The organism is Microcoleus pseudofavosus SVA1_A4 (assembly GCF_036700565.1).
GTDB lineage: Bacteria > Cyanobacteriota > Cyanobacteriia > Cyanobacteriales > Microcoleaceae > Microcoleus.
Window position 1 is genome coordinate 14,969 of sequence record NZ_JAUBPE010000028.1, and the last position, 24,130, is coordinate 39,098.

The window sequence follows — 24,130 nt, forward strand, 5'->3', positions numbered from 1 at the left end:
CAAAATTATACCACAAATTTAATATTTGTGGAGAATTATTAAAACTACTTGAAGAATTGCAACAGTTGCTGCGATAATTAACATCGGGTATCGATAGTATAGAAGAGCCAACTCCGTAAAATATATAGAAGACCCGCACCGATCGAACAGTAATACAACTTTAGGCTGATTTTCGACTCAATCATTTTCGACTCGCTGATTCTCGGATGATTGATTGCTAGCGTCCCTCCAGGTTTCGAGCCGTTATGCGATCGAACAATATGAGATTATTATGGAAAAGCCGATTTGCTCTCAAATCTCTAATCAATAGAACCCTCTCAAAATTTTACAGCGGAAAATAAAGAAAATGGATCGACAAATCACAATTCCCGCACTCGAAGAAGTTGACTTGACAAATTGCGACAGAGAACCCATTCACCTATCGGGACACATTCAGCCGCACGGGGTGCTACTTGTTGTACGAGAACCTCAACTAGAAATACTGCAAGCCAGCGAAAATACGCAAGATTTGTTAGGAGTAGATGCAGAAAGTGCGATCGGTCAAGATTTGAGCTTGTTCTTCGATCGACTTCAGCTAGAAAAACTCAAGGCCTGTTTGCGGAAGGAAAACTTAAAAACTGTCAATCCCATTAAGCTGTCTGTGGAACAAGCAGGCAATTGTTTAGAATTTGACTGCATTCTCCACCGAGTAGAAGAAGTTTTGATGGTCGAGTTAGAATTAGCCACCAGCCAAGAAAATTTGTCTGTTTTTAGCTTTTATCATTCAGTGAGAGCCACTGTCAGCCAAATTCAAAGCGCCAAAAATCTCAAGGAATTATGTCAACTGACTGTAGAAGAAGTCAGGAAAAATTCGGGATTTGATAGAGTTATGGTCTATCAATTTGACCCCGAAGGCAACGGCGCTGTAATCGCTGAAGACAAAGCAGAAAACCTGAGTCCTTTCTTAGGCTTAAACTACCCCAGCTCAGATATTCCCAAACAAGCCAGAAAACTGTATTCGTTAAATTGGCTGAGGTTGATCCCAGATATTAATTATAAACCAGTTCCCCTTGTTTCAGGAAACAATGCTGTTACCACCCAGCCCCGAAACCTCAGTTTCAGCGTGTTGAGAAGCGTTTCTCCCGTTCACATAGAATACCTGCAAAATATGGGCGTTGCAGCTTCAATGTCAATCTCGTTAATCAAAGACAAAAAACTGTGGGGATTGATTGCTTGCCACAACTATACACCAAAATACCTCAACTATCAATTGCGCGCAGCCTGCGAATTTATCGGGCAAGTAATGTCCTTAGAACTGCAATCAAAAGAAGGAAACGAAGACTACGACTACAAACTACACTTAAAATCTATTCAAACCCAGATTTTTGAAGACATATCCACCTCCGAAAACTTGTCACAACTGTTAGTTAAATGTCAGCATAATTTGCTGGAAGCAGTCAACGCCCAGGGAGCAGCAATAGTATTTGGAGACAATTGCTATCCAGTCGGGCAAACACCTCAGGGAGAATCGCTCAAATACTTAACTCAATGGATGCAAAATCACCTAAAGAAAGAAATTTTTTATACAGACTCGCTGACCAAATGCTATCCAGAAGCTGAGGAATTTAAAGACACGGCTAGCGGGTGTTTGGCCATAGCAATATCGCCGACTCCGAAAATATACATTTTGTGGTTTCGCCCGGAAGTAATTAAGACAGTAAATTGGGCGGGCAACCCCAACAAACCAGTTCAAATAGATGAAGATGGCAGCCCTCGGCTGTCTCCTCGGAAATCCTTCGAGCTGTGGAAAGAAAATGTGAGGTACAAATCGTTGCCTTGGAAACAATGCGAAATAGACGCTGCATTGGAACTGAAAAAAGCAATGATTAATATAGTGCTGCGCCAAGTCTACAAACTAGAAAAATTAAATACAGCACTAGAAGCATCAGTCGCCAGAGAACGCGAAAAAACTGCTCATTTGAAAACAGCGATGTCCGAGCTTAAGCGGGCGCAAACTCAATTGGTGCAAAGCGAAAGAATGTCAAGTTTGGGACAGTTGGTGGCGGCGGTAGCTTATGAAGTCAGTAACCCAATTAACTTCATCTACGGAAATCTTAGCTATGCCAACGAATACACTCAAAAACTCATTAATTTATTGCAGCTTTACGAGCAGCACTATCCGTCGCCTTCGCCCGAAATTCAAGCAGAAATAGAAGCCGTAGAATTAGAGTTTATAGTTGAAGACTTACCCAAGTTGGTGGGTTCAATGAAAGTAGGAGCTAACCGCATCCGCGAGATAGTTCAGTCGCTGCGAAACTTCTCTAGAATTGACGAAGCCCAGATTAAACCAGTTGACATTCACGACGGATTGGACAGCGCTTTGCTGATTTTGAGCAACCGACTCAAACCGAAGCCCGATCGCCCCGCAATTCATCTCATCAAAGAATACGGCTGTCTGCCTTTGGTTGAGTGTTACGCAGTTCAGATCAACCAAGTATTTATGAATGTACTGACAAATGCAATTGATGCTATAGAAGATGCCTTTGTCAACAATAATTTATCGCCGCACTACGGGGGCGAACAAGAGCCAGTCAAGTGGGGACAAATTCGGATCGTGACTGAAGTTTGTCCGGGAGAAAAAGCCGTAGCAGTTCGGATCGAGGACAACGGTTGCGGGATGACAGAAACAGTTCGCCAGAAAATATTTGAGCCGTTTTTTACCACAAAACCGGTAGGGAAAGGTGCGGGGATAGGTTTGGCAATTAGCCATGAAATTGTGGTGGAACAACACGCCGGCAAATTGAGCTGCATTTCAGCCCCCGGAAAGGGAACGGAGTTGATTATTGAGATTCCCTTGAGCCAAACTCATCCCAAACCGATTGTAAACTGAAAAAAAGTTCGCGCGAGCCAAGCTATCGGCAAGGCTAGGGAATCGACCAAATTCAAAAATCAAAAATTCGATTAAAATACAAAAGCAGCTAAGTAGATTTGAGCCAATTCAGAGGAAGCGACTGTGACTGAAAAAAATACCGCCCAATGGGATGCCGGCAGATTTGTCAAAACCTTGGCTTATTTCGGCGTCATTCCCTTCATTGGTAGCATTAGCTGGCTGCAACAACTGTTCGGAAGCAGCAGCAAAAGTAGTAAAAAAGACCAACCCAAACTAATACTGGTAGCCGGTGGCACCGGCGGTGTCGGGAAGCGAGTTGTCAAGCGGCTGCAACAGCGGGGATATAAAGTACGCTGTCTCGTCAGAGATACCAAAAGAGCAACAGAAATTCTCGGCAAAAATGTCGAATTAGTCGAGGCAGATATCACTCTACCAGAAACACTGACACCGCTTGTAACAAACGGCGTAGAAGCAGTTATCTGCTGCACCGGCACCAAAGTTCAACCGGTAGAAGGAGACACCCCAACCAGGGAAAAATACTATCAAGGCATCAAATTTTATATGCCGGAAGTTGTGGATGTTCCCGAAATAGTCGAATACAAAGGCATCAATAATTTAGTGCAAGCTGTTCGCCGCCAGCTAATTCAAGCAGGCGACAAAACAATTTTTGATTTCACAAAACCCAGCCAAGATTTAAAAGAAACTTGGGGTGCGCTAGACGATATCGTAATGGGCGGCACCAGCGAAAGTTCGATCGTACTTACAGACAATACAGCTATATTCACAGGCAATGTTTCTACTGCCAACTCTGGCGGCTTTGCTTCGGTGCGCACTCGCAACTTCGATCCTCCGCTCAATCTCGCAGGATTTAGCGGCCTCCAACTGCGCGTTAAGGGCGACGGCAAGCGCTACAAATTGATTGTTCGCAGCGAAGCTAAATGGGATGGAATTGGCTATTGCTATTCGTTTGATACTGTTTACAATACCTGGATTACTGTTGTCGTTCCCTTCGATAAATTAATTCCAGTATTCCGCGCCAAAACTGTTAAAGATGGCTCGAAATTTGATGCCAGCAATATTTTTTCTTTTCAGTTAATGCTGAGCAAGTTTGAATACGACGGCGCGCTCAATCCGAAATTTACACCTGGTATTTTTCAACTGGAATTAGAATCTGTTAAAGCTGATGGCGGACAGACTTTACCGCGATTTGTGATGGTGAGTTCGGCAGGAGTTACCCGCCCGGGCCGCCCGGGAATTAACTTGGAAGAAGAACCGCCGGCTGTCAGGATGAATGATATGTTGGGGGGAATTTTGACTTGGAAGTTGAAAGGGGAGGATTGCGTGCGATCGAGCGGCATACCTTATACTGTTGTCAGACCTTGCGCTTTGACTGAAGAACCGGGAGGCAAAGCTTTAATCTTCGAGCAAGGAGACAATATTAAGGGCAAAGTCAGTCGGGAAGATATTGCAGAATTGTGCGTGCAAGCCTTGGAACAACCGCAAGCTTGCAACGTTACTTTTGAGGTGAAAGAGGGGGAAAATGCCAGTTCTCCCGGAGACTGGCAGGCTTTGTTTTCTGGAGTTAAATAACAATTGTTTGTAGGGGCTAATTAGTTTCTTACCCTTATTAGTCGGCGGTTAAAACCGCGTCTACACAAACGAAGTCTGCCTCCGCAGAGAAGCGAGATAACTGGTTCCCAGGCTCGACCTGGGAACGAGTAATAACCAATAACTAATAACTAATAACTAATAACTAATTTATGTCTGTGACTTTTTCCCGACGCTACTTGACGCCTTATTTGTTTTTGTTTCCGGCTTTGTTTATTTTGAGTTTGACTGTTTTGTGGCCGGCGGTGCAAGCTTTTTATTTGAGTTTTACTAATTACGAATATGATTTAACTCAAATGCCGCAGTGGGTGGGTTTGAAGAATTTTGAGAGGTTGTGGGCCGATCGCACATTTTGGCAAACTATGACCAATACGCTGCTTTATCTCACCTGCGTTGTGCCTGTATTGGTTGTTGTGCCGTTGGGAATGGCGATTTTGTGCAACCAAAAACTTAGGGGGATGAACTGGTTTCGAGCAGCATACTACACGCCGGCGGTGATTTCGATGGTTGTGGCGGGGATTGCTTGGAAGTGGCTGTTTGCTGAGACTGGATTGCTGAATCAGTTGGGGGAATTGTTGGGTTTGCCTCCTGTTTCTTGGCTGGCTAATCCAAAGTTGGCAATCTTTAGCGTCATGGCAGTTACTATTTGGAAAGGGTTGGGTTATTACATGGTGATTTATTTGGCGGGGCTGCAATCTATCCCGGCAGAACTTTATGAGGCGGCTGCGATTGACGGTTCGGAGGGTTTGGGGAAGCACTGGGATATTACTGTGCCGCTGATGAAGCCGTATCTAGTTTTGGTAGCGGTAATTTCGGCGATTTCTGCTACTAAGGTTTTTGAAGAAGTTTATATTATGACTCAGGGCGGGCCTCGCAATAGTTCTAAGACTGTTGTTTATTATCTTTACGAACGGGCTTTTAAGGATTTGGAAATTGGTTATGCTTGTACGATCGGGCTGGTGTTGTTTTTGCTGATTTTGGGTTTGTCGATTCTGCAAGTTAGCCTTCAGGGTTTGACTCGCAATGATTAACCCCAATTTGAAAAATGTAGAGTGCTGCGGCGGGGAGATTAATCAGGTATTTATGAATATTTTAGCTAATGCGATCGATGCGATCGAAGAATCCAGCAGTCAAAAAAAATCCAGGAAATTCAACCAAATCCCTACCAGATTCGGATTTGTACGAAATTCAGCAACTCTAACACGGCAATTATTAAAATTCATGACAGCGGGCCGGGAATCAGCGAGGACTTGCGCGATCGCATTTTTGACCCGTTTTTTACTACGAAGCCGATCGGCAAAGGTACCGGAATCGGCTTGTCAATTAGCTGACACGCTGTTACGCATTTAAACCATTAACGATCCAGGTAAGGTGCGTCAGCTATAGCAATCCTAAATCATTTGTGAATTTCTTACTCCCTCCCCTTAGCAAGGGGAGGGTTGGGGTGGGGTCAAAAATTTACGATTCATTTAGGATTGCTATAGAACACATACTATACATGGGAAACGCTTATTTACGCTCCGCACCCTACTATCCTCCTTTAAATGCCGAACAGCTTAACTCCAAGACTGTAATAAATAAACCTATAAATCCGGTCGCTCCTGATAATCTTCCGCAGAACTAGGGTCTAATTCCCACCGACTTTCATCTCGGCGATCGAGCATATCTGTGGTGTGCAAAATAGCTCCGTCGGGCATTTCTATCCCCGCAGCAGCTCCGAGTTCGTCAACCATATCTTGGTCGGGAGTTGGAGCGCTTCCCCCCACCAATTCCTCGCCCGTGGCACTTTCTTGTTCCGCAGCAGCAACATCGCCATCCCCGCCGCTGATTTGGGAACTGCTTGAAGTGTATTCCGAACTGCTGTCGTCGAGAGTTGTTATTCCGTCTTCGCTCAATCCCGGTTGAGCGATAACGCCGGTGCCGTAAGATTCGGTAATTTCTTGAGGCAAATCGCCGGAATTATCGCGTTCTTCTATTGCTTTTTTAGATTGTTTCTTTTGCTGTGCCACGATACTTGCTCCTGAGTTTTTTTTACTCAATTCAATTAAATACTTGGGAATTTTGCTATTGGCTTTAGGTGAATTGTTGTTATCGAGCGCCAATGGCTGTAATTAAGTGGCATAATAACTGCTATTTAAGCTGCGAGCTTCTATCCCAGGAAATATATTGATTTCCCTAGACTATTTCATTAGGAATACAAAAAACATCGCCCTTTTGAAAGGGCGATTTTTTTTAAGAAGCGCTAATTCTATTCTGGAAAATCAGGCATTACCCATTTGGGCGGTTCCCTCCGTTTCTTTCTCACCGCTTCCTCTGCTATTTCTAGCATTTTGTCGAGAGAAGTATTTTCAATAAAGTTTGACGTTGCCGCTGCGTATTCCCGCTTCGGGCACTTGTCGCCCAAAACGCAGCCGTTGACGCAAGCTACAGCACAATCGACAGTGTTCTCCACCATAAATTTTTTCCTTTCGCGGTTCCAACAACTAGCAGGCAGATGCTCTGGGTTTATTTGTCAAGAGACTGCCCTCAATCTTTATTTTACTTAAAGAGGAGGAAGATGTCGATCGCAGTCCGCGAAACTGTTATAAAATCAAAGCAACCTACCTAATTTGCCGATGTGAGTAATTTTCTGCGCCGCTTAAAACTTTTACCTTGGCGAGAAATGCTGCAAATTGCCGCCCTCGTCAACTCAATCGTGATTGGACTGGAGCTATTTTTAGCGTGGGGTTTCATGCAGTCGCGACCATTCCGCAACATTCTGACGCTTGTCTTCGGTTCTGGGCTGGGGATATTGATACCTTTCGCTACAGCAGTGGGAATGGGAGCTTTAGCAGTATACTTTTTAGAGTATTGGCAGCAGCAATTTTTGCTCAACCGGACTAATTTGTGGGTGTTAGCTTTGTGCGTGCTCTTGGGTTTGGTGTTAAAGTCATTCCTGCCCGTACCTCCTTTTTTAGCAAGTTTATCGGAAGCTGCACTAATAGGAGTTACGGTGGGAGTTTTTTGGAAGGGCCGGCCTTATTGGCGATAGTCATATCAAATTGGGTTGCATCCGAATTAATATTACCCAAAGTCAGGACACGGCACTGCCGTGTCCCTACAATTAATCAGGCGGTAGGGAAACGGCATTGCCGTGTCCTCCTCGCGAGTATAATCGATTATTTTGGGGCGCAAGAAACGGCATTGCCGTGTCCTCCTCGCGAACTATTAACTAATGATATTAATTCCGTTTGCATTGGACTGATATAGAGGACACGGCACTGCCGTTTCCCTACAATTGATCGCGGTAGGGACACGGCACTGCCGTGTCCTCCGTTTATATCATTCTGATGCTAACGGATTTGATAGAACCAATGACCAATGACTAATGAATAAAAATTATGGCAGCCAAAAATCGGGAAGGAATGTTTTAGTCAAACTGCGAGCAAACTGATTAATCTGTCTCCCGATTTGAATGTGCGGTTCGTCAGCTTCCACGGGAATAATTGCCGCTTTGTTCCCAAGTCCGAAACGCGAAATTACCAAATTTGCCGCCTCCAAACCAGTAACATAAGCCTTTTCCTGCGACCAAGAACCGTGGCGGGTAACAACCCAATCGCCGCTCATAAATACATTATCATAACTTGTTACCGCCGGCAACAAATACTGATAGCTGCCAGGGGCAAAATGCGTCACCGCCCGCGACAGCCGAATCGCGCTGCTGTCAATTACTTTTGCCTCCCGGAAAGCCGGAATGCAAGTCGCTAAATCCCGCTGAACTAGGGAAACAATTTCCCGATCTTTCAGGGGAATTAATTGATTGGCGTGATAAAAGTCAGCTTCGACAACTGTTCCCGGTTCGTCTCGGAATTCGTCGTGCAAAGCATTCAAATCAAAAAACGTCCAACCTGTAGTTGAACTAAACCCAAAACAGGCATTAGAAGGCAGCGGAATGTCAATTTTTCTGTCAAACCACAGGCGAACAGCTAACACGTCAACAGCGCCCAAATTCATCGCGTCCCGAAACTCTTGGCGACTTTGCAAAGCGGGGCTGCTGCTGATAATTTTTTGCATTCCCGTGACTCCAACTGCAAAAATAACCGCATCTGCATCGAAGGTTTCTTCGCCGCAAACAACGCCCGTGGCTCGGTTGTTGCTGTCAACTGTTAAATCAGTAACTCGCTGCTTTGTCAATACTTTTGCGCCGAGTTTTTCCAGGCGATCGACCCAGGGACGAAATATTTTTTCTCCGACAGTTCCGCGACACCAAACTACATCAAAATCCGGTTGGTGGGCTAAGATGAAATAATAAAGCATTCCCAAAGCCGCAGCGGCAGAACACTGTTCTCCTGGTGCAAATAAACCTACTAATAACATGGGTTCAAAAGCATCGCGGTACAGTCTTGCAGAAACGCCAAACTGTTTGAAGAGTTCGCGGGCGGTGACGCGATCGTACCTGCGCCAAGCTTCGTCGGAATTGTCGAAATCTAGGACGGCGTAGAGTAAGGGTAAGGCTGAAAGCCGATCGACTAATGGCAACCTTTTAAATCGGGTGTAAAGAAAGGTTCCTAACGGTGTGGGCAGTCGCGGTTCGTCCTGAAAAATCGGCGATTCTACTTCCAATCCGGCGGGTGAATACTGACAAGAACGAGTCCAAGGCGTGAAAGGATCTAGTCCTAATTGTTTGACTAAGGAAAAGATGTTTTTGTAGGGATACCAGAAGCCATGAATGCCTGCTTCTACGGAACGCCCGCCGCTGGTTTTCCACCCCGCGACTAAGCCGCCAGGATGAGGGCCTGCTTCTAACAAAGTTACGTCATAGCCTTGCTGGGCTAGGTGATAGGTAGCGCCTAAACCGGCCCATCCTGCACCGACGACGACTATTTTTGGGGTTGGCGATTCTGCTGACATTGCGTACCTCTTGATAATTTATTAATGATGACATAATTCATAAAATGCGGATTTGATATAAAATGTGTTGCATTATGTGCTAAATTTGGCTTGAGTGAATAATGAGTGTCAAAAACCGCCAGCAGACTAACCTGTTGCTGCTCTTATTTCCCGCTACCGCATGGCTGCTCGTTTTCTTCATTTTGCCGGTGCTAATTGTACTTTTGTACAGTTTCTTAGAACGCGGTACTTACGGGGGCGTTACTTGGATATTTACTCTCAGCAACTACCAGCGTTTGTTCAGCGGACTGTTCTTAGGGGTAATTGGTCGATCGCTCTGGCTGGCTTTTCTGACAACAGCCGCTTGCTTGTTAGTTGGCTATCCCCTAGCATTCTTCATCGCCACCCGTTCTCCCCGCTGGCGAAATGCTTTGCTTTTGCTGGTAATTATTCCATTTTGGACTAACTTTTTAGTGAGAACCTACGCCTGGATCATACTCCTGCGCAGCGAAGGAGTAGTTAACACAGCCCTGCAAAGCCTGCAAATTATTAGCGAACCGTTAAACTTGCTTTTTACACCTTTGGCTGTGGCGATCGGTCTGATTTACGGCTATTTACCTTTCATGGTTCTGCCTTTATATTCTAGCATAGAACGCTTCAATTTTGTATTAGTAGAAGCTGCTCAAGATTTAGGGGCAAACGATATTCGGACTTTCTGGCGCGTGTTTTTACCATTGACAACTCGCGGTATTGTGGCAGGCTCTATTCTAGTTTTTGTTCCCGCAGTTGGCGCTTTTATTACACCAGATATATTGGGCGGTTCTAAAACAGTTATGGTGGGAAATTTGATCCAAAATCAGTTTATGAAAGCCCGCGACTGGCCTTTTGGATCGGCGCTTTCTATGCTGTTGACGGCGATCGTATTGATTCCTGTTTTAATCTACTTCCGCGTGTCTGATGAAAATTAAACAGGTAGATTGAGATTTACAGTTTGGTGGGGGCGGGTTTATGAGATTATTGGTCTTAGGCACAGATTGTCTGTAAAACCCGCCCCGGAGGGCTAACTAACATACTAATGACTAATGACTAATGACTAATGACTAAAACAAAAGTAGATTTGCTCGTGCGCGCGATCGGCAAAAAGTGGCTTTGGGTACAAGCTGCACTAGCATTTTCCTTTCTTTATTTGCCAATTCTGATCTTAATTATTTACTCCTTCAATGCTTCCAGATTCAACGCAGTTTGGCGCGGTTTTACCCTCGATTGGTATCGCAGCTTGTTTAGCAATGCAGGCGCGACGATTGCTACGAGTACCAGCGCCGGAATTTGGCCAGCACTCAACAACAGCTTGCTAATTGCAGCTATTTCGACTGTGTTAGCGACAATTTTTGGTACAATGCTCGCGCTAGCACTGGAACGCTTTCATTTTCCGGGGCGCAAAGCAGTAGAAGCTTTGCTGTTTTTGCCGATTATTATGCCCGAAATTACGATCGGCATTTCGCTGCTAGTTTTCTTTACCCTCGTATTTCGGATCGTAGAAAATCTCACGGGAATTCGCCTCAATCTCGGCTTACCTACAGTAATTATCGGTCACGTTGTCTTTAATATTTCATTTGTGACTATTACTGTCAGGGCGCGTTTGGCGGAACTCGATCCGATATTAGAGCAAGCAGCTTTTGACTTAGGCGCTAACGAATGGCGGACTTTTTGGCGCATCACTCTCCCTCTGATTTTGCCCGCTATTTTCAGCGCGGCACTGCTGGCTTTTACTCTGTCTCTCGATGATTTTGTCGTGACATTCTTTACCACCGGCGTCGGTTCGATGACGCTGCCATTATTTGTTTACGGCATGATAAAATTTGCAGTGACGCCAGCGATTAATGCCATTTCAACTTTGATGTTGTTGGCTTCCTTGTTGCTGGTTGTATCATCGTTAAAAGTTCATAAAAATTAAAAAAATTGCTTTTTGTGTCATAATTATTGTCGTCTGCAACTAATACAACCTATGAAACGCCTGCTGACTTTCCTACTTTTGTTTGTGATGAGTGCAACGGTGACTTTCGGCTGTAGCCCCACAGGTGGCAACCAGCAGCAAGTTCTCAGCATTTACAACTATTCAACTTATATTGCCCCAGAAGTTATAGCTCAATTCGAGAAAGAGAACAATGTTAAAATTCAATACGATACTTTCGAGAACAGCGATGCGCTCTATGCCAAACTAAAACAGGGAAATCCCGGTTACGATGTAATATTTCCCGCTGATTACATGGTGAAAATCATGGCAGCAGATAATATACTTGAGCCGTTAGATTTCCCGAAGATTCCTAACAATAAAAATCTCGATTCGAGATTTATCAACCAAACATTTGACCCTGGCAACAAATATTCGTTGCCTTATCAGTGGGGAACAATGGGAATTGGCTACAACTTGAAAGCAACCAAGGGCGATATCAACAGTTGGGCGGCGATGTTCGATTCTAAATATACTGGAAAAATAGCATGGCAAGATGATGCCAGATACACCTTTGCCTGCGTTTTGATGTATTTAGGATTCGACCCCAATACAGCTAATCCCGAAGAGATTAACAAAGCCCGCGATTTGCTGATTAAAAGTAAAAATATTATTGCAGCTTTTGTCCCCGACACGGGTCAAGCTCTGCTGGATCAAGGAGAAGTAAATCTGACAATGGAATGGAGCGGCGATATTTTTCAGGTAATGAAAGAGAATCCAAATCTCCGCTACGTTATTCCCAAAGAAGGAACAATCATCTTTTCTGACAACATGGCAATTCCCAAAGGTGCACCTCACAAAGAGTTAGCTGAGAAATTTATTAACTTCATTTTGCAGCCAGAAGTAGGTGCTAAAATTTCTAATTTTACCCACTATGGCTCGCCCAACAAAGCAGCAATAGACAAAGGTTTAATCGACCCGAAAGATTTGAAAAATCCTCAAATTTATCCGTCGGATGAGGTGTTTGGCAAAATGAAATTCTTGCAGGATGTTGGGAAAGCAACCGCATTGTACGATCGAGCTTGGACGGAAGTTAAAGCAGGGGCTGGAAAGTAGAGATAAAACAGGTTTCTGCCGGGGCTGGTTTACTTAAATTTTCAGCTTGTATTGGAGTTGCACCCTTCTCAAGAACAGGCAAGATGCCTGTTCCACAAGAAAATTAAGTTTTGTGGAACGGGCATCTTGCCCGTTCATAAAAGCCTTATTGAAAATGGTCAAATATCTCAGTTTAACCGGGTTCTCTCTCAGATTTTTATTACTCATAACTCATACATACTAACCCAATGCACGCTGTAGAAGTTTTAGAAGTTTCCAAAGTATTTAAAAGTGTCCGCAGTCAAGATTTCTTAGCTGTAGACAACATCAACCTGCAAATTTACGATCGAGAATTCTTTTCTTTACTCGGCCCTTCCGGCTGCGGCAAAACTACAACTTTGCGAACGATCGCGGGTTTTGAAATTCCCACAGCGGGCGAAATTTATATTCACGGCCAACCGATGCAAAATCGCCCGCCATTTCACCGCCCAGTGAATACGGTATTTCAAAATTATGCTTTATTTCCGCACATGACAGTAGCACAAAATGTCGCTTTTGGGTTAGAAATGGAGAATTTGCCTCAGCAAACAATTCGCGATCGCGTGGCGGAAGCTTTAGCATTAGTACAGTTAACGGATGTAAAAAAACGGTATCCCCGCCAACTGTCAGGGGGACAGCAGCAGCGAGTAGCGCTAGCAAGAGCATTAGTCAAACAGCCTTCTGTTTTGCTGTTGGATGAACCTTTAGGAGCGCTGGATTTAAAATTGCGAAAAGAGATGCAATTAGAATTAAAAAAAATGCAGCGCCAATTGGGAATTACCTTTATTTATGTGACTCACGACCAAGAAGAAGCGCTAACTATGTCGGACAGAATTGCAGTGATGGAGGGTGGAAAACTGCAACAAGTGGGAACGCCTGTTGATATTTATGAATATCCTAAAACGCGGTTTGTTGCTGATTTTATCGGCGACAGCAATTTCTTGACCGGGCGAATAGTAGAAAAGCAAAACGGTCAAATAATCGTGTTGGTTGACCAGCAGTTGCCCGTGTTAGTTGCGACAGCAGAAGATTTGCCCGCTGGGAAAGTTGTCACCCTGGTGTTGCGGCCAGAAAAAGCTGCTATTTTCCCGGCTAATTATGACGCGGAAAATAGCTGGCCGGGAATAGTAGAAGAGGCTATTTATATTGGCACTGACACGCGCTATACGGTCCGCTTGACTGCTAAAAGCTCGATCGCCCTTCGCCGACAAAACTTGCACAGAGATGACTTGCAGCGGCACAAAGTCGGCGACAGCGTTCGAGTTGTCGTGCCGCCGGAAAGTATCTGCATTTGTTAAAACGTTCTGCTTAACTTGCTCTCCTTTACGGAGGCGATGGCGAGGGACTCTCGGCACCGGGCGAAGGAATTTCCGCAGGAGTTGATTCGGGCGACGGCGAGGGAATTTCCGCAGGAGTTGATTCGGGCGACGGCGAGGGACTCTCGGCACCGGGAGAGGGAATATCCGCAGGAGTTGGGGCGGTAGTTTCCGGCGGTGGCGGCAGTTGTTCGGGATCGGGGTTCTGGTTTTGGAGGCTGCGCACCCACAAACCTAAACCCGCGAAGACTAGCATCAGCACCAACAGTCCCAACATTGGCGCCAAACGCTTGGGCTTCTGTTTTTGAAATGGTTCCGGGGCGGGGGCAGTTTCGGGGTACAGCAACTGTTTGGAGGATTCAGAAAGCTGAGATTCTGGCATCCTCCCGGTTTTCTGGAGGGATGCAGATCCTGACATCGGCAGCGACACCGACGCGGATGACACCGGCGCTGATGCCGGCGCTGACGCCACCGCCGGATCGAACAGTACCAATCTCTCCGGCGACATCCGACAGTGAGTCGCAACCACCGAGGTGTTGTCGTAACCGTTTTTCTCGTTGGCGAGGCGAATCCAAGACTGAACCGCCGCTTCCAAAGACATTTGACCATCGAGCACCGGAGGGCCGTAATTTTCCCAAGAGTGTTCTACCCAGTCGTTGTCGCTCAAACCGTCGGAACAAAGCAGCAGTAAGCCTTCCTCTTCGACAATAAATCGCTGAATTATTGGGCGCAGGAAATCGCCGTCCCGCGTACCCAAAGCTTGAGTCAGTGCTCCTGCATCCGATCGCAGTTGAGTTTCCCAGTATAAACTGTGTCCTAGCTGGACTTCCCTTGAGGCTACGTCGTCGTCCACAGTCAGCCGCTGACAGTAATTTTTGCCAATCCAATAAGCGCGGCTGTCTCCAACATTGACTAAATAAAGTTCGTGACTGTTATTCGAGGGCAAATCCTCGGAATTTTTCACTTTTTGAGGCAACTGGAGGGCCATCACCAAAGTCGTCCCCATCCGCTGCCGCAACTCTTTTCCCTGCTCGTTATTTTGAGCGGAAATCACATTATTTACAACTCTGACTATTTCTTCGAGTTGCTTGATTACCATTGCTGGCGTCATCAACTCTTGTTGTTCAGCGATTTCTGCGAGCAAATTTTGGATTAAAGCTTTCAGGGACTGGACGGCTAATTGACTGGCCACTTCTCCTCCTTCGTGGCCTCCAACACCGTCGCAAACCATTGTCAAGTAAGGAATTAGTTTGTCGCCCCCTGAAGTTTTGCTAGATTGAAAATCAGCAGCAGTAGGATAGCAACTGTCTTCATTTTGGGAGCGCTGCGGCCCCGTGTCGGTCATGCCGACTACTTCTAAGTGCAGAGGCAATTGAGCGGCTTGTTCTAACAGTAAATCGTTGAGTTCCAGGGCGATCGCATCGAAATTCATGCTGCTGCGGCGCATAAACTGACAAATCTCTCCAAGTTTCGACTGCACCTCGGGCTGCGCCGATTCCACCAAACCTGACCACACATCTCCCAAATCCCGCAGCGTCGGTACAAAATTGCCGGGGTGCAGTTCCAGCAAGCGTACCCGCCAACCTTCCACCCGCAAATTTTCCGGTACTAGCAAACTCGAAGCGACTCCCTGTTCCGACAGCGGCGTCCACAGTTGGAGCATTTGCCACAGCCAGTAAACTTGGCGCGCGGCGCTTGTCCCAGACCAAGATTCTAAAATAGAAGGATACAGGCGACCGAAATTATTGATGGGCACATTTTCCAACAACAGCACCTCTGCCGCTTCCGGTGCTTCCCCCAAAGAACAAAAACCGTATACTTCCGGCGTATGCAGCCGTTGCGGATACAAATGCAGGTAAGGCATAATCGTATCCGGCAGTTGTTCCGGGACGCTTGGAGGCAAAGCTGGACGGCTATCCAGCCAGATTTGGGGTGCAATGACAAAGTATCGATCGGCGATGACCTTACCCGTTGGCACTTCCTCGGCTGCTGGGCCCACCGCCCACAAATATCGATAAATTAAATCGGTTTCGCAAGCTGCACACTGCTGGCGGCCAAAGGTATTGCGGGGATCGGCACAGCTAAGATTCGGGCAATAAATGGGTTCGGAGAAACTGCTGATCATATCGAAATAGTTTGTGTAAAAAGATTCTGAAGATATATGATTCGCCAGCCCAAATTCATGAGCTTGACAATAAACTGATTTTAGCCCCTATCAATTTCTTAACTGCCTTTGGGCCCCTAGAAATTGTAGTTTCTGCCAGTCTGCACCGGCTAAAATTGTAATTTAAGTTACTCAACTCTGACTTGGAGTAGGATGGAAGCCTCAACCTGTTACGGCTGCGCGACAAATCGCTCTGAGGGCCCGCAAGTGGCAAACCCTTGCATAGTCAGTTGTTTGCAATTCTTAAATTTTAAATTTCCAATCTAAGATCTAAATAGTATCACCTATTCTTTTTATGATCTGGACTCCCACGCTCCTTTGGCTGCTAGCTGGGGCTTTGCTCTGTTTGGCAGAGCTATTTCTCCCGACTGCTTTTGTCGCTTTTATGATGGGACTGAGCGCCTTCGCCGTAGCTGGATGCTCTCTAGTTCTACCTTACGTTAATTTACAAATATTCCTGTGGATGGTATTTTCGACAGTTTTTGTGCTGCTGTCCCGGCGGTTGATACCAAAAGGCAAGGCAAGGGCGATCGCAGATTCTCAGGAAGCAAAAACTTTAACAGAAATTCCCCCCGGAGAAGCCGGCCGAGTCATTTATGAGGGGAATTCTTGGCAAGCTCGCTGCGAAGACACGAAGGCCACTATCCCCCCCAACCAAAACGTAATTGTCGTGGGACGGAAAGGCACTACTCTGATAGTTTTGCCAGAAAATTTATTGCATTCTTAAACAAAATGCGTAATTAATCACAGACAATTAGTAGTTAGTCAGTAGTCAGCAGTCAGTAGTCAGTAGTCAGTAGTCAGTAGTCATTGGTTATTAGTCAGTAGTCAGTAGTCATTAGTCATTAGTCAGTAGTCAGTAGTCATTAGTTATTAGTCAACAGTCAACAGTCAACAGTCAACATTTAACAGTTAACATTGATAGGAGGCGACAGTGGAACAATTTTTTTTACTCGTATTTTTAGCACTAGGCGGTTCAGCCCTTGCAGGTTCCGTCAAGATTATCAATCAGGGAAATCAAGCATTGGTGGAGACTTTAGGTAAATATAACGGCAAGAAACTCGAACCGGGTTTGAATTTTGTGACGCCGTTTCTCGATCGCGTAGTTTACGAGCAAACAATTCGGGAAAAAGTCTTAGATATTCCTCCGCAAGCTTGTATCACCCGCGACAACGTTTCGTTCACGGTTGATGCTGTGGTTTACTGGCGAATTGTAGACTTGGACAAAGCTTGTTACAAAGTTGAAAATCTTCAGTCAGCAATGGTAAATATGGTGCTGACTCAAATTCGCGCGGAAATGGGTCAACTGGATCTCGAACAAACTTTTACGGCTCGTTCTCAAATTAATGAAATCTTGCTTAGAGATTTAGATATTGTTACCGATCCTTGGGGAGTGAAAGTAACGCGGGTAGAATTGCGCGATATTATCCCTTCTAAAACTGTACAGGAATCGATGGAATTGCAGATGGCAGCCGATCGACGGAAGCGGGCGGCAATTCTGACATCCGAGGGCGAACGCGAGTCAGCAGTTAACAGCGCCAAAGGTAAAGCTGAAGCGCAAGTTCTGGATGCGGAAGCCCGCCAAAAAGCGACTATTTTGGAGGCGGAAGCTCAACAAAAGGCGATCGTCCTGAAAGCGCAAGCAGAACGCCAAAGTCAGGTTTTGAAAGCTCAAGCTACTTCCGAGGCCTTGCAAATTATCGGCAAAACCCTGCAAAACGACCCCAATGCGCGGGAAGCTTTACAGTTTTTGTTAGCTCAAAACTATCTGGATATGGGCTTAAAAATTGGCAGCAGCGACAGCAGCAAGGTGATGTTTATGGACCCGCGCAGCATCCCGGCTACGATGGAAGGATTGCGATCGATTGTTGGGGAAGGTAATAAGGCTGATTAGGCAGTTGGCAGTTGGCAGTTAGCAGTTAACTGTTGACTGTTGACTGTTGGTTATTTGTTATTTGTTATTTGTGAGTGCCAATGCCCAATGCCCAATGCCCAATGCCCAATGCCCAATGCCCAATGCTCAATGCCCAATGCCCAATGCTCAATGCCCAATTACCTATTACCAAATTTAAGATTCTTGAGCCAAAGTACACCGATCGCACAATCCGAAAAACTCCAAAGTGTGATAATAAATCTTGAAAGAATGAGATTGTTGCAGTTGGCTTTCTAAGTGGTGAACCGGGCATTCGTCGATCGTAATTGACGCGCCGCATTCCAGACAAGTTAGGTGGTGTTGATCTTGGTGGGCGGCACCGTAGAGAGACTCGCCACTAGCGAGGGTTCTGACGTGAACGAACCCCTCTCGCTTTAAACCGTCGAGGGAGCGGTAAACGGTTGCTAAGCCCATGCTTTGGTCGCTGTTACGCAGTTCTAAGTAGATATCTTGCGCTGAGAGCGATCGATTCAGGACTTTGAGCAAGTTTAAAATACGCTCCTGACTGCGGGTGTGGTTGGTTCTCATAATTTTTTTCTCGAATCTGCTGGAATCAAATTTGTCCCTATTTCTAGGCTATCTCACTTGGGGGAGTTAAATGGCGATCGGCGCGCTGCTCGGTTGTAGAATACAATGGGGCTAACTTTCACATCACCTACCGCAACATTCCCGTGACTCAGAAATATCTTGCCCAAATCTATGTTACCCTCCGCCCTTCTGTTTTAGATCCCGCCGGCACAGCCGTACAGTCTGGTTTGCAACACATGGGATACAACAATGTTGAGCGCGTGCGTATCGGGAAATACGTTGAATTGACGCTGACTGCTGCTGGTGAGTCGGAGGCCCGCGAACAACTCGATCGCGTTTGCGACCAACTTTTGGCGAATCCAGTGATTGAAAATTATCGCTTTGATTTGACTGAAATTCCTGTTGCTGTGGAGACAGCGGCGGCATAAATGCGATCGCCCCTAGGGTGTTTTTAAACCCGGAGATCCCCCCTAACCCCCCTTAATAAGTGGGGGACAAGAGGGTTCTCAAAGTCTTTGTTAAAAAGCGGGGACAAGAGCATTCAAAGTCTCTGTTAAAAACGCGGGAGATCGGAACACTCAAAGTCCCCCTTTTTAAGGGGGATTTAGGGGGATCTAGACTTTGATACAAGCGAGAGAAACATAAGATTTCAGTCTTAAGTTGACACCTCTTCCCTCTTCCTTCTTCCTTCTTCCTTCTTCCTTCTTCCTTCTTCCCTCTTCCTTCTTCCTTCTTCCTTCAGCTTATGAAATTTGGAGTTATTGTTTTTCCGGGTTCAAATTGCGATCGCGATGTGGTGTGGGTGACTCAAGGGTTACTCCACCAACCGACGCGGATGATTTGGCACGAAGATACCGATATTTCGGATATCGATATCATTGTAATTCCCGGCGGTTTCAGTTACGGAGATTATTTGCGGTGCGGCGCGATCGCCCGTTTTTCTCCGGCGATGCGGGCTACTGCGGAACACGCGAAACAAGGAAAGCTTGTATTGGGCATCTGCAACGGTTTTCAGGTGTTGACTGAAGCTGGTTTATTGCCCGGTGCTCTGGTACGGAATGCGGGATTGAATTTTATTTGCGATCGCGCTTCTTTGAAAGTTGTACGGGGTAATACTCGTTGGACTGCGGCTTATACTACGGGTGAAATCATCGATTTGCCGATCGCCCACGGTGAAGGCAATTATTATGCCGATGCGGATACTCTAGCAGAGTTAGAAGATCGCAATCAAGTGCTGTTTCGCTACTGCACAGAGGCGGGAAAAATTAGCGATGCTGGCAATCCGAACGGTTCGTTAAATAATATTGCCGGTATTTGCAATCGCCAAGGCAATGTATTAGGAATGATGCCACATCCAGAACGGGCATCCGATCCGATGTTGGGCGAAACTGATGGAGTGAAATTGTTTCAAGGGTTGTTGATGGCAACTGTTGCTGCTGTTTTGTAGTTGATATTTGGGGTGTCTATAATTTTAGGAACAGGCAAGATGCCTGTTCCACAGTAGATTAAATTTGTTGTGGGGTGGGCATCTTGCCCGCCCAAAATCAACAGGCAAGATGCCTGTTTCACAACAGATTAAATTCATCTACAAATAGACATCTCCAATAATTACTGTGGAACAGGCATCCTGCCTGTTCTTGACAAGCTTTAACTGGTTCCCAGGTTCCAGCCTGGGAACCTATATCCAGAGGCTCTGCCTCGCTTTAAAGCGACGCACCTACAAAATTAAAAATGCTAAAATGATTTGAAAGTCAATACATCGGAAAACAGTCCTATGCCTTCACCCTTTCCTGGAATGGATCCCTACTTAGAACACCCCGATTTCTGGCAGGAAACTCACAATAGATTGATTATCGCGATCGCTGATACCATCATGCCTCAAATTCGCCCTAAATATGAGGTTGCAATCGACAAACGCATCTATGAAATTACCGATCCAAATGACAGTAACAGCGACTCCCTTTTAGTCGGTATCCCCGATGTCGCGATTAAGCGTCAATCTAATAACCCGAATATTCCTACAGGTTCAGTTGCCACTGTAAGTATAACACTTCCGACTACCGTTAAAGTGCCTGCTCCTGAAAAAATTAAACAGACTTACCTGGAAGTGCGAGAAATGGCAACTAAACAAGTTGTCACCGCAATTGAAATTCTTTCTCCTGTCAACAAACGTAGTGGAGAAGGAAGAATTACTTATCTCAAAAAACGCCAGAGTATTTTAGGCAGCTTAACCAATTTAGTCGAAATAGATTTACTACGAAAATGGGAATCTATGCCCATCCTTAACAATTCTATTGAAAGCGATTATCGGGTTTTGGTCAGTCCCAGTAATCGCCGTCCGTTTGCCGAACTTTATGCTTTTAATCTCCGCGATTCTCTACCTATATTTCCGCTTCCCTTGCGCGAGGAAGATGTAGAACCTATTCTGAACTTACCAGAATTATTTGCAGGTGTTTACGATCGCGCTGGCTATGATTATCGGATCGATTACAATCGAGAACCCATACCGTCCCTACCGGAAGAAGAGCGGGTTTGGGCAACCAAACTTTTGCAAGAAAAAGAAATTCGAGATAATTAATTATATTTTACTTTATATCCTAGGGTTAGTCGCGATCGACAATCTCTAAATCAACTTGAAATTTTCGCAGCGACGGACTAAACGGCAGCCGGCAAGATATAATTACTACCAACTATTTAAAAGAGGAATGTTTATTTTATGCCGCTAATGGACTTAGCTAATTTTAAAACTAGGGTAATTGGATGCAGTGCGGTGATGGCTGTCGGGCAAGTTATTTCAAACGCGATCGCCAATCCGGCAACTCAAGCAGCAGCGGGTATTATCGGCGGCCCGATCGCACTTGCGGGAGTTTCGATCTTAGCAACGATTGCTGGTAGTATGGCTGAGACTATTGCCGCTGATGAACTGGCAAATCGGATGACAGAACGGTTGAGCAAAAATCCGAGGATTCTCGACAATCACGATTTGATTAAGGCCGCGGGTGAGGCGATCGGCTATATTTTGAGAGAAGTTGCGAAGTCCGATCGCCTAATTGCGATCGCACTTAGCAAAAATTTGCCTTCTCCAGAACAGGCTTTAGATAAATTAGCTGAGAAAACTCCTGAATACTGGCTGGATATTAACACGAATACAGCCGACTTGTCAAGGGGTTTAAATATTTCCGAAGACCAGCTAACCAAGATTTTTTCTGCGGATGCCGAAGAGTTCGATCGAGTTACCGGATTGACAACGGCAGATTGGGCAACTTTCGTCAACGAATTCGCAGCCACCGAGGGCAAATCCTTCGATGCAGAAATTGTGGAATTTGTGGCGGACAAGCTGTACGCAACTTTCCCGAAAGCGTACCGCGAAGTGCTGAAACTGGATGCGGCGAAGGGAGGAGAAAAGTTTGCGGCGATGCTGTTGAACCTGCACCAAATTACTTTGGCAGAACTGAGAGATTTGGGGCTGCAAAATGGGGAAATTATGCACAAATTGGAGGCGGTGGCGACTGGGCAGCAGATTTGTCAAGTGATGGTGAAATTGGAAGCCATAGAAATTGGTATCCGCGACGATTTGGCGCAAGTTCAGAATTTGCTGGAACGATTTATCGATACTTCCGCGCCCCGATTGCCGCTTCCCTACGAGTGCGAAACGATTATTCAAGACCGGACTCAAGACTTTACCGGCCGCCAATTTGTGTTTGCAGCAATTGCCGAATTTTTGCAGAACAATCGCAAAGGCTATTTTGTTTTAGAAGCCGATCCGGGTGTCGGGAAAAGTTCAATTATGGCCAAGTTAGTGCTGCTGCTGAAGCGGCGCTGCGTAGCCCATTTTAACTCGCAATCTCAAGGCATTGTCCGCGCCGAACAATTTCTGGAAAATGCCTGCACTCAGTTAATTCTAGGCTATCAACTAAATTATCCGCAACTGCCGGAAAATGCGACCAGAGATGGCAATTTTCTCAGTCGATTGTTGGGGGAAGTCAGCGCTAAATTGGGCGGCAAAAAGTTGATTGTGGTGGTGGATGCCCTGGATGAAGTGGATCTCAGTTTGCAGGGGCGGGGCAGCAATGTCCTGTATTTGCCAGATGCTTTGCCGGATAATGTTTATTTTATTGTCTCGAAGCAGCCGAAAACTCTGCCTTTGCCAAATCATCAGGTTTTCGATCTGATGCAGTACAGTGCAGAAAGTTTGGCGGATGTCAAGCTTTATATTGACAAACGCACCAGCAACAGCGCCTCAATTCAGAATTGGATTAACCGTCAAAATTTGCAGCGCGAACAATTTGTGGCGGCGGTGGCGGGAAAAAGTCAGAATAATTTTATGTACCTGCGCTACGTGCTGAATGATATCGATAGCGGCAAGTATAGCGATGTGAATTTGCAAGATTTGCCGAAAGAGTTGTCAGGATATTATGAGAAGCATTGGGCGCGGATGGAAATGAGGCTTCCAGATCAGAAATTGCGCCACCGGAAGTTGAAGGTGATTTATTTGTTGACCAAAGTTCACAAGCCGGTTTCCTGCGATATTTTGGCGAATTTTGCTGAGGAAGATGCTTTGGATGTGCAGGAAGTTCTCGATGATTGGGAACAGTTTCTGCGTACCAATAGCGATACTCCGCCGGATTACAGTATTTATCATGCGAGTTTCCAAAGATTTCTGCATCGTATAGATGTGGTGCAGAAAGCTGGGGTGTCGCTGCGGGATATTGAAACGGCGATTTCTGATAATTTGTGGGAGGATTTGTACGGCGATGAGTAAGTTTAAAGAACGGTTGGGGAAATTGTCGCCGAAAAAGCGGCTTTATGCTTTGGAAACTCTGCCGGGGCATTTGGCCGAGAGTGTTCAAGGGGAACGGTTGCATCAGTTGTTGACGGATTTTGATTTTATTGAGGCGAAGTTGGATGCGGTGGGAGTTCAAGGGTTGATTGAGGATTACGATTTGGCGAGGGTTTCTGATGTTTTATTGTCGGAGAGGCAAACTGAAAGTTTGAAGTTGATTCAGGGGGCAATTCGGAAGTCGGCGCACGTTTTGGATGGGGATAAAACGCAACTGGCAGGGCATTTGTTGGGGAGGTTGCTGGATTTTGAAATAACAAAGATTGTAGATGAATCTAAGTATTTTTGGGAGTATTGGCCATTGATTTATAGGTTTACCCCCCGTAAACCTGTCAAAAAAGTGACGGAAAAAATCTCGTCTCCTGATGACATTCAAACCATGCTAGAACAAGCAAAGCAGTCGAAAAATGCTCCTTGGCTGCGACCTTTGAGGGCTAATCTGGAAAGGGCAAATGAGGGTGCGCTTCAGACGCTTGCCGGTCATACTGACGGGATAAAAGCAGTCGCGATCGCACCAGATGGCAAGCGAGTGATTTCGGCTTCAGGCGATAAAACCCTCAAAATCTGGGACATCAAGAGTGGCACCGAACTCAGAACTCTCATCGGTCATACTGGCGAGGTATGGGGAGTAGCGATCGCGCCAGACGGTAAAACAGCGATTTCCGCTTCAGGGGATAAACTGAAAATCTGGGACACCGAGACAGGCACCGAACTTAGAACTCTCACAGGTCATACTAACTCGGTACTAGCAGTGGCGATCCCACCAGACGGCAAAACCGCGATTTCCGCTTCGTCAGATAACACTCGGAAAATCTGGGACACCGAGACAGGCACCGAACTTAGAACTCTCACGGGTCATACTGAGTTGGTAAGTGCAGTGGCGATCGCACCAGACGGCAAAACCGCGATTTCCGCTTC

At 45.8% G+C, this 24,130-nt stretch carries 20 protein-coding genes and 1 pseudogene; 16 read left to right on the forward strand and 5 right to left on the reverse strand.

The features are described from left to right. Positions 1-346: 346 nt before the first annotated feature. The 4 genes from QUA02_RS14025 (at position 347) to QUA02_RS33625 (ending at position 5,827) form a co-directional block, all read left to right on the forward strand. Positions 347-2,869, forward strand: a complete 2,523-nt coding sequence (locus tag QUA02_RS14025; RefSeq protein WP_333028620.1) for an ATP-binding protein — start codon at positions 347-349, stop codon at positions 2,867-2,869. Between the two features lie 123 nt (positions 2,870-2,992). Continuing rightward, on the forward strand, positions 2,993-4,459 hold the full coding sequence (locus QUA02_RS14030; RefSeq protein ID WP_333028623.1) for a CIA30 family protein: 1,467 nt from the start codon (positions 2,993-2,995) through the stop codon (positions 4,457-4,459). 170 nt (positions 4,460-4,629) lie between these two features. Further along, positions 4,630-5,508, forward strand: a complete 879-nt coding sequence (locus QUA02_RS14035) for a carbohydrate ABC transporter permease (RefSeq protein WP_333028625.1) — start codon at positions 4,630-4,632, stop codon at positions 5,506-5,508. After that, positions 5,501-5,827, forward strand: coding sequence for a hypothetical protein (locus QUA02_RS33625; RefSeq protein WP_445305168.1), 327 nt, complete (start codon positions 5,501-5,503; stop codon positions 5,825-5,827). Before QUA02_RS14035 ends, QUA02_RS33625 begins: the two co-directional genes overlap by 8 nt. A 233-nt stretch (positions 5,828-6,060) precedes the next feature. On the opposite strand, the gene QUA02_RS14045 is transcribed toward QUA02_RS33625, so the two are convergent. After that, positions 6,061-6,486 carry a DUF6335 family protein gene (locus QUA02_RS14045; RefSeq protein WP_333028627.1) on the reverse strand — a complete coding sequence of 142 codons (426 nt, stop codon included), beginning with the start codon at positions 6,484-6,486 and terminating at the stop codon, positions 6,061-6,063. 239 nt (positions 6,487-6,725) lie between these two features. Then, complete coding sequence (locus tag QUA02_RS14050; protein WP_333028628.1) at positions 6,726-6,932, reverse strand: hypothetical protein; 207 nt, start codon at positions 6,930-6,932, stop codon at positions 6,726-6,728. A gap of 162 nt (positions 6,933-7,094) precedes the next feature. Here QUA02_RS14050 and QUA02_RS14055 point away from each other — a divergent pair, with 162 nt between their 5' ends. Beyond that, positions 7,095-7,508, forward strand: coding sequence for a peptide chain release factor 1 (locus tag QUA02_RS14055; RefSeq protein WP_333028629.1), 414 nt, complete (start codon positions 7,095-7,097; stop codon positions 7,506-7,508). 347 nt (positions 7,509-7,855) lie between these two features. On the opposite strand, the gene QUA02_RS14060 is transcribed toward QUA02_RS14055, so the two are convergent. Continuing rightward, positions 7,856-9,367, reverse strand: a complete 1,512-nt coding sequence (locus tag QUA02_RS14060; RefSeq protein WP_333028630.1) for a hydroxysqualene dehydroxylase — start codon at positions 9,365-9,367, stop codon at positions 7,856-7,858. 101 nt (positions 9,368-9,468) lie between these two features. On the opposite strand from QUA02_RS14060, the gene QUA02_RS14065 reads away from it, so the two are divergent. The 4 genes from QUA02_RS14065 (at position 9,469) to QUA02_RS14080 (ending at position 13,729) form a co-directional block, all read left to right on the forward strand. Further along, entirely contained in the window at positions 9,469-10,314 is an 846-nt protein-coding gene (locus QUA02_RS14065) for an ABC transporter permease (RefSeq protein WP_333028631.1), read from the forward strand. A 128-nt stretch (positions 10,315-10,442) separates the two neighbouring features. Further along, positions 10,443-11,300: an ABC transporter permease gene (locus QUA02_RS14070; protein ID WP_333028634.1), complete on the forward strand. Its 858-nt coding sequence runs from the start codon at positions 10,443-10,445 to the stop codon at positions 11,298-11,300. A gap of 51 nt (positions 11,301-11,351) precedes the next feature. Then, positions 11,352-12,413 (forward strand): ABC transporter substrate-binding protein, encoded by a 1,062-nt coding sequence (locus tag QUA02_RS14075; RefSeq protein WP_333028637.1) that lies wholly within the window; start codon positions 11,352-11,354, stop codon positions 12,411-12,413. A gap of 227 nt (positions 12,414-12,640) precedes the next feature. Continuing rightward, positions 12,641-13,729 (forward strand): ABC transporter ATP-binding protein, encoded by a 1,089-nt coding sequence (locus QUA02_RS14080; protein WP_333028639.1) that lies wholly within the window; start codon positions 12,641-12,643, stop codon positions 13,727-13,729. 25 nt (positions 13,730-13,754) lie between these two features. Here the strand turns inward: QUA02_RS14080 and QUA02_RS14085 are convergent, their stop codons facing one another. Continuing rightward, positions 13,755-15,872, reverse strand: coding sequence for a protein phosphatase 2C domain-containing protein (locus QUA02_RS14085; RefSeq protein WP_333028641.1), 2,118 nt, complete (start codon positions 15,870-15,872; stop codon positions 13,755-13,757). Between the two features lie 334 nt (positions 15,873-16,206). On the opposite strand from QUA02_RS14085, the gene QUA02_RS14090 reads away from it, so the two are divergent. Further along, entirely contained in the window at positions 16,207-16,638 is a 432-nt protein-coding gene (locus tag QUA02_RS14090) for an NfeD family protein (protein ID WP_333028644.1), read from the forward strand. Positions 16,639-16,845: 207 nt separating this feature from the next. Beyond that, positions 16,846-17,805 (forward strand): SPFH domain-containing protein, encoded by a 960-nt coding sequence (locus QUA02_RS14095; protein ID WP_333028647.1) that lies wholly within the window; start codon positions 16,846-16,848, stop codon positions 17,803-17,805. Between the two features lie 174 nt (positions 17,806-17,979). Here QUA02_RS14095 and QUA02_RS14100 read toward each other — a convergent pair whose 3' ends face one another. After that, positions 17,980-18,372: a Fur family transcriptional regulator gene (locus tag QUA02_RS14100; protein WP_172184862.1), complete on the reverse strand. Its 393-nt coding sequence runs from the start codon at positions 18,370-18,372 to the stop codon at positions 17,980-17,982. Between the two features lie 143 nt (positions 18,373-18,515). Here QUA02_RS14100 and purS point away from each other — a divergent pair, with 143 nt between their 5' ends. The 5 genes and pseudogenes from purS to QUA02_RS14125 all read left to right on the forward strand — a co-directional run. Continuing rightward, complete coding sequence (gene purS, locus QUA02_RS14105) at positions 18,516-18,800, forward strand: phosphoribosylformylglycinamidine synthase subunit PurS (protein WP_333028650.1); 285 nt, start codon at positions 18,516-18,518, stop codon at positions 18,798-18,800. Between the two features lie 317 nt (positions 18,801-19,117). Next, on the forward strand, positions 19,118-19,819 hold the full coding sequence (gene purQ, locus QUA02_RS14110; protein WP_333028651.1) for a phosphoribosylformylglycinamidine synthase subunit PurQ: 702 nt from the start codon (positions 19,118-19,120) through the stop codon (positions 19,817-19,819). Between the two features lie 327 nt (positions 19,820-20,146). After that, positions 20,147-20,950: a DUF4058 family protein gene (locus QUA02_RS14115; RefSeq protein WP_333028653.1), complete on the forward strand. Its 804-nt coding sequence runs from the start codon at positions 20,147-20,149 to the stop codon at positions 20,948-20,950. 138 nt (positions 20,951-21,088) lie between these two features. Then, positions 21,089-23,134 carry an ATP-binding protein gene (locus QUA02_RS14120; protein ID WP_333028654.1) on the forward strand — a complete coding sequence of 682 codons (2,046 nt, stop codon included), beginning with the start codon at positions 21,089-21,091 and terminating at the stop codon, positions 23,132-23,134. Next, positions 23,127-24,130 (forward strand): annotated as a pseudogene (locus tag QUA02_RS14125) (hypothetical protein); the annotation flags it as partial. The gene QUA02_RS14120 and the pseudogene QUA02_RS14125, both read left to right, overlap by 8 nt.

What these genes read in the sequence shown, in the direction of transcription:
- QUA02_RS14025 (WP_333028620.1), top strand. Translation starts at nt 347, where the DNA reads ATGGATCGACAAATCACAATTCCCGCACTCGAAGAAGTTGACTTGACA.
- QUA02_RS14035 (WP_333028625.1), top strand. Translation starts at nt 4,630, where the DNA reads ATGTCTGTGACTTTTTCCCGACGCTACTTGACGCCTTATTTGTTTTTG.
- QUA02_RS33625 (WP_445305168.1), top strand. Translation starts at nt 5,501, where the DNA reads ATGATTAACCCCAATTTGAAAAATGTAGAGTGCTGCGGCGGGGAGATT.
- QUA02_RS14050 (WP_333028628.1), bottom strand. Translation starts at nt 6,932, where the DNA reads ATGGTGGAGAACACTGTCGATTGTGCTGTAGCTTGCGTCAACGGCTGC.
- QUA02_RS14060 (WP_333028630.1), bottom strand. Translation starts at nt 9,367, where the DNA reads ATGTCAGCAGAATCGCCAACCCCAAAAATAGTCGTCGTCGGTGCAGGA.
- QUA02_RS14065 (WP_333028631.1), top strand. Translation starts at nt 9,469, where the DNA reads ATGAGTGTCAAAAACCGCCAGCAGACTAACCTGTTGCTGCTCTTATTT.
- QUA02_RS14070 (WP_333028634.1), top strand. Translation starts at nt 10,443, where the DNA reads ATGACTAAAACAAAAGTAGATTTGCTCGTGCGCGCGATCGGCAAAAAG.
- QUA02_RS14075 (WP_333028637.1), top strand. Translation starts at nt 11,352, where the DNA reads ATGAAACGCCTGCTGACTTTCCTACTTTTGTTTGTGATGAGTGCAACG.
- QUA02_RS14080 (WP_333028639.1), top strand. Translation starts at nt 12,641, where the DNA reads ATGCACGCTGTAGAAGTTTTAGAAGTTTCCAAAGTATTTAAAAGTGTC.
- QUA02_RS14085 (WP_333028641.1), bottom strand. Translation starts at nt 15,872, where the DNA reads ATGATCAGCAGTTTCTCCGAACCCATTTATTGCCCGAATCTTAGCTGT.
- QUA02_RS14090 (WP_333028644.1), top strand. Translation starts at nt 16,207, where the DNA reads ATGATCTGGACTCCCACGCTCCTTTGGCTGCTAGCTGGGGCTTTGCTC.
- QUA02_RS14100 (WP_172184862.1), bottom strand. Translation starts at nt 18,372, where the DNA reads ATGAGAACCAACCACACCCGCAGTCAGGAGCGTATTTTAAACTTGCTC.
- purQ (WP_333028651.1), top strand. Translation starts at nt 19,118, where the DNA reads ATGAAATTTGGAGTTATTGTTTTTCCGGGTTCAAATTGCGATCGCGAT.
- QUA02_RS14115 (WP_333028653.1), top strand. Translation starts at nt 20,147, where the DNA reads ATGCCTTCACCCTTTCCTGGAATGGATCCCTACTTAGAACACCCCGAT.
- QUA02_RS14120 (WP_333028654.1), top strand. Translation starts at nt 21,089, where the DNA reads ATGCCGCTAATGGACTTAGCTAATTTTAAAACTAGGGTAATTGGATGC.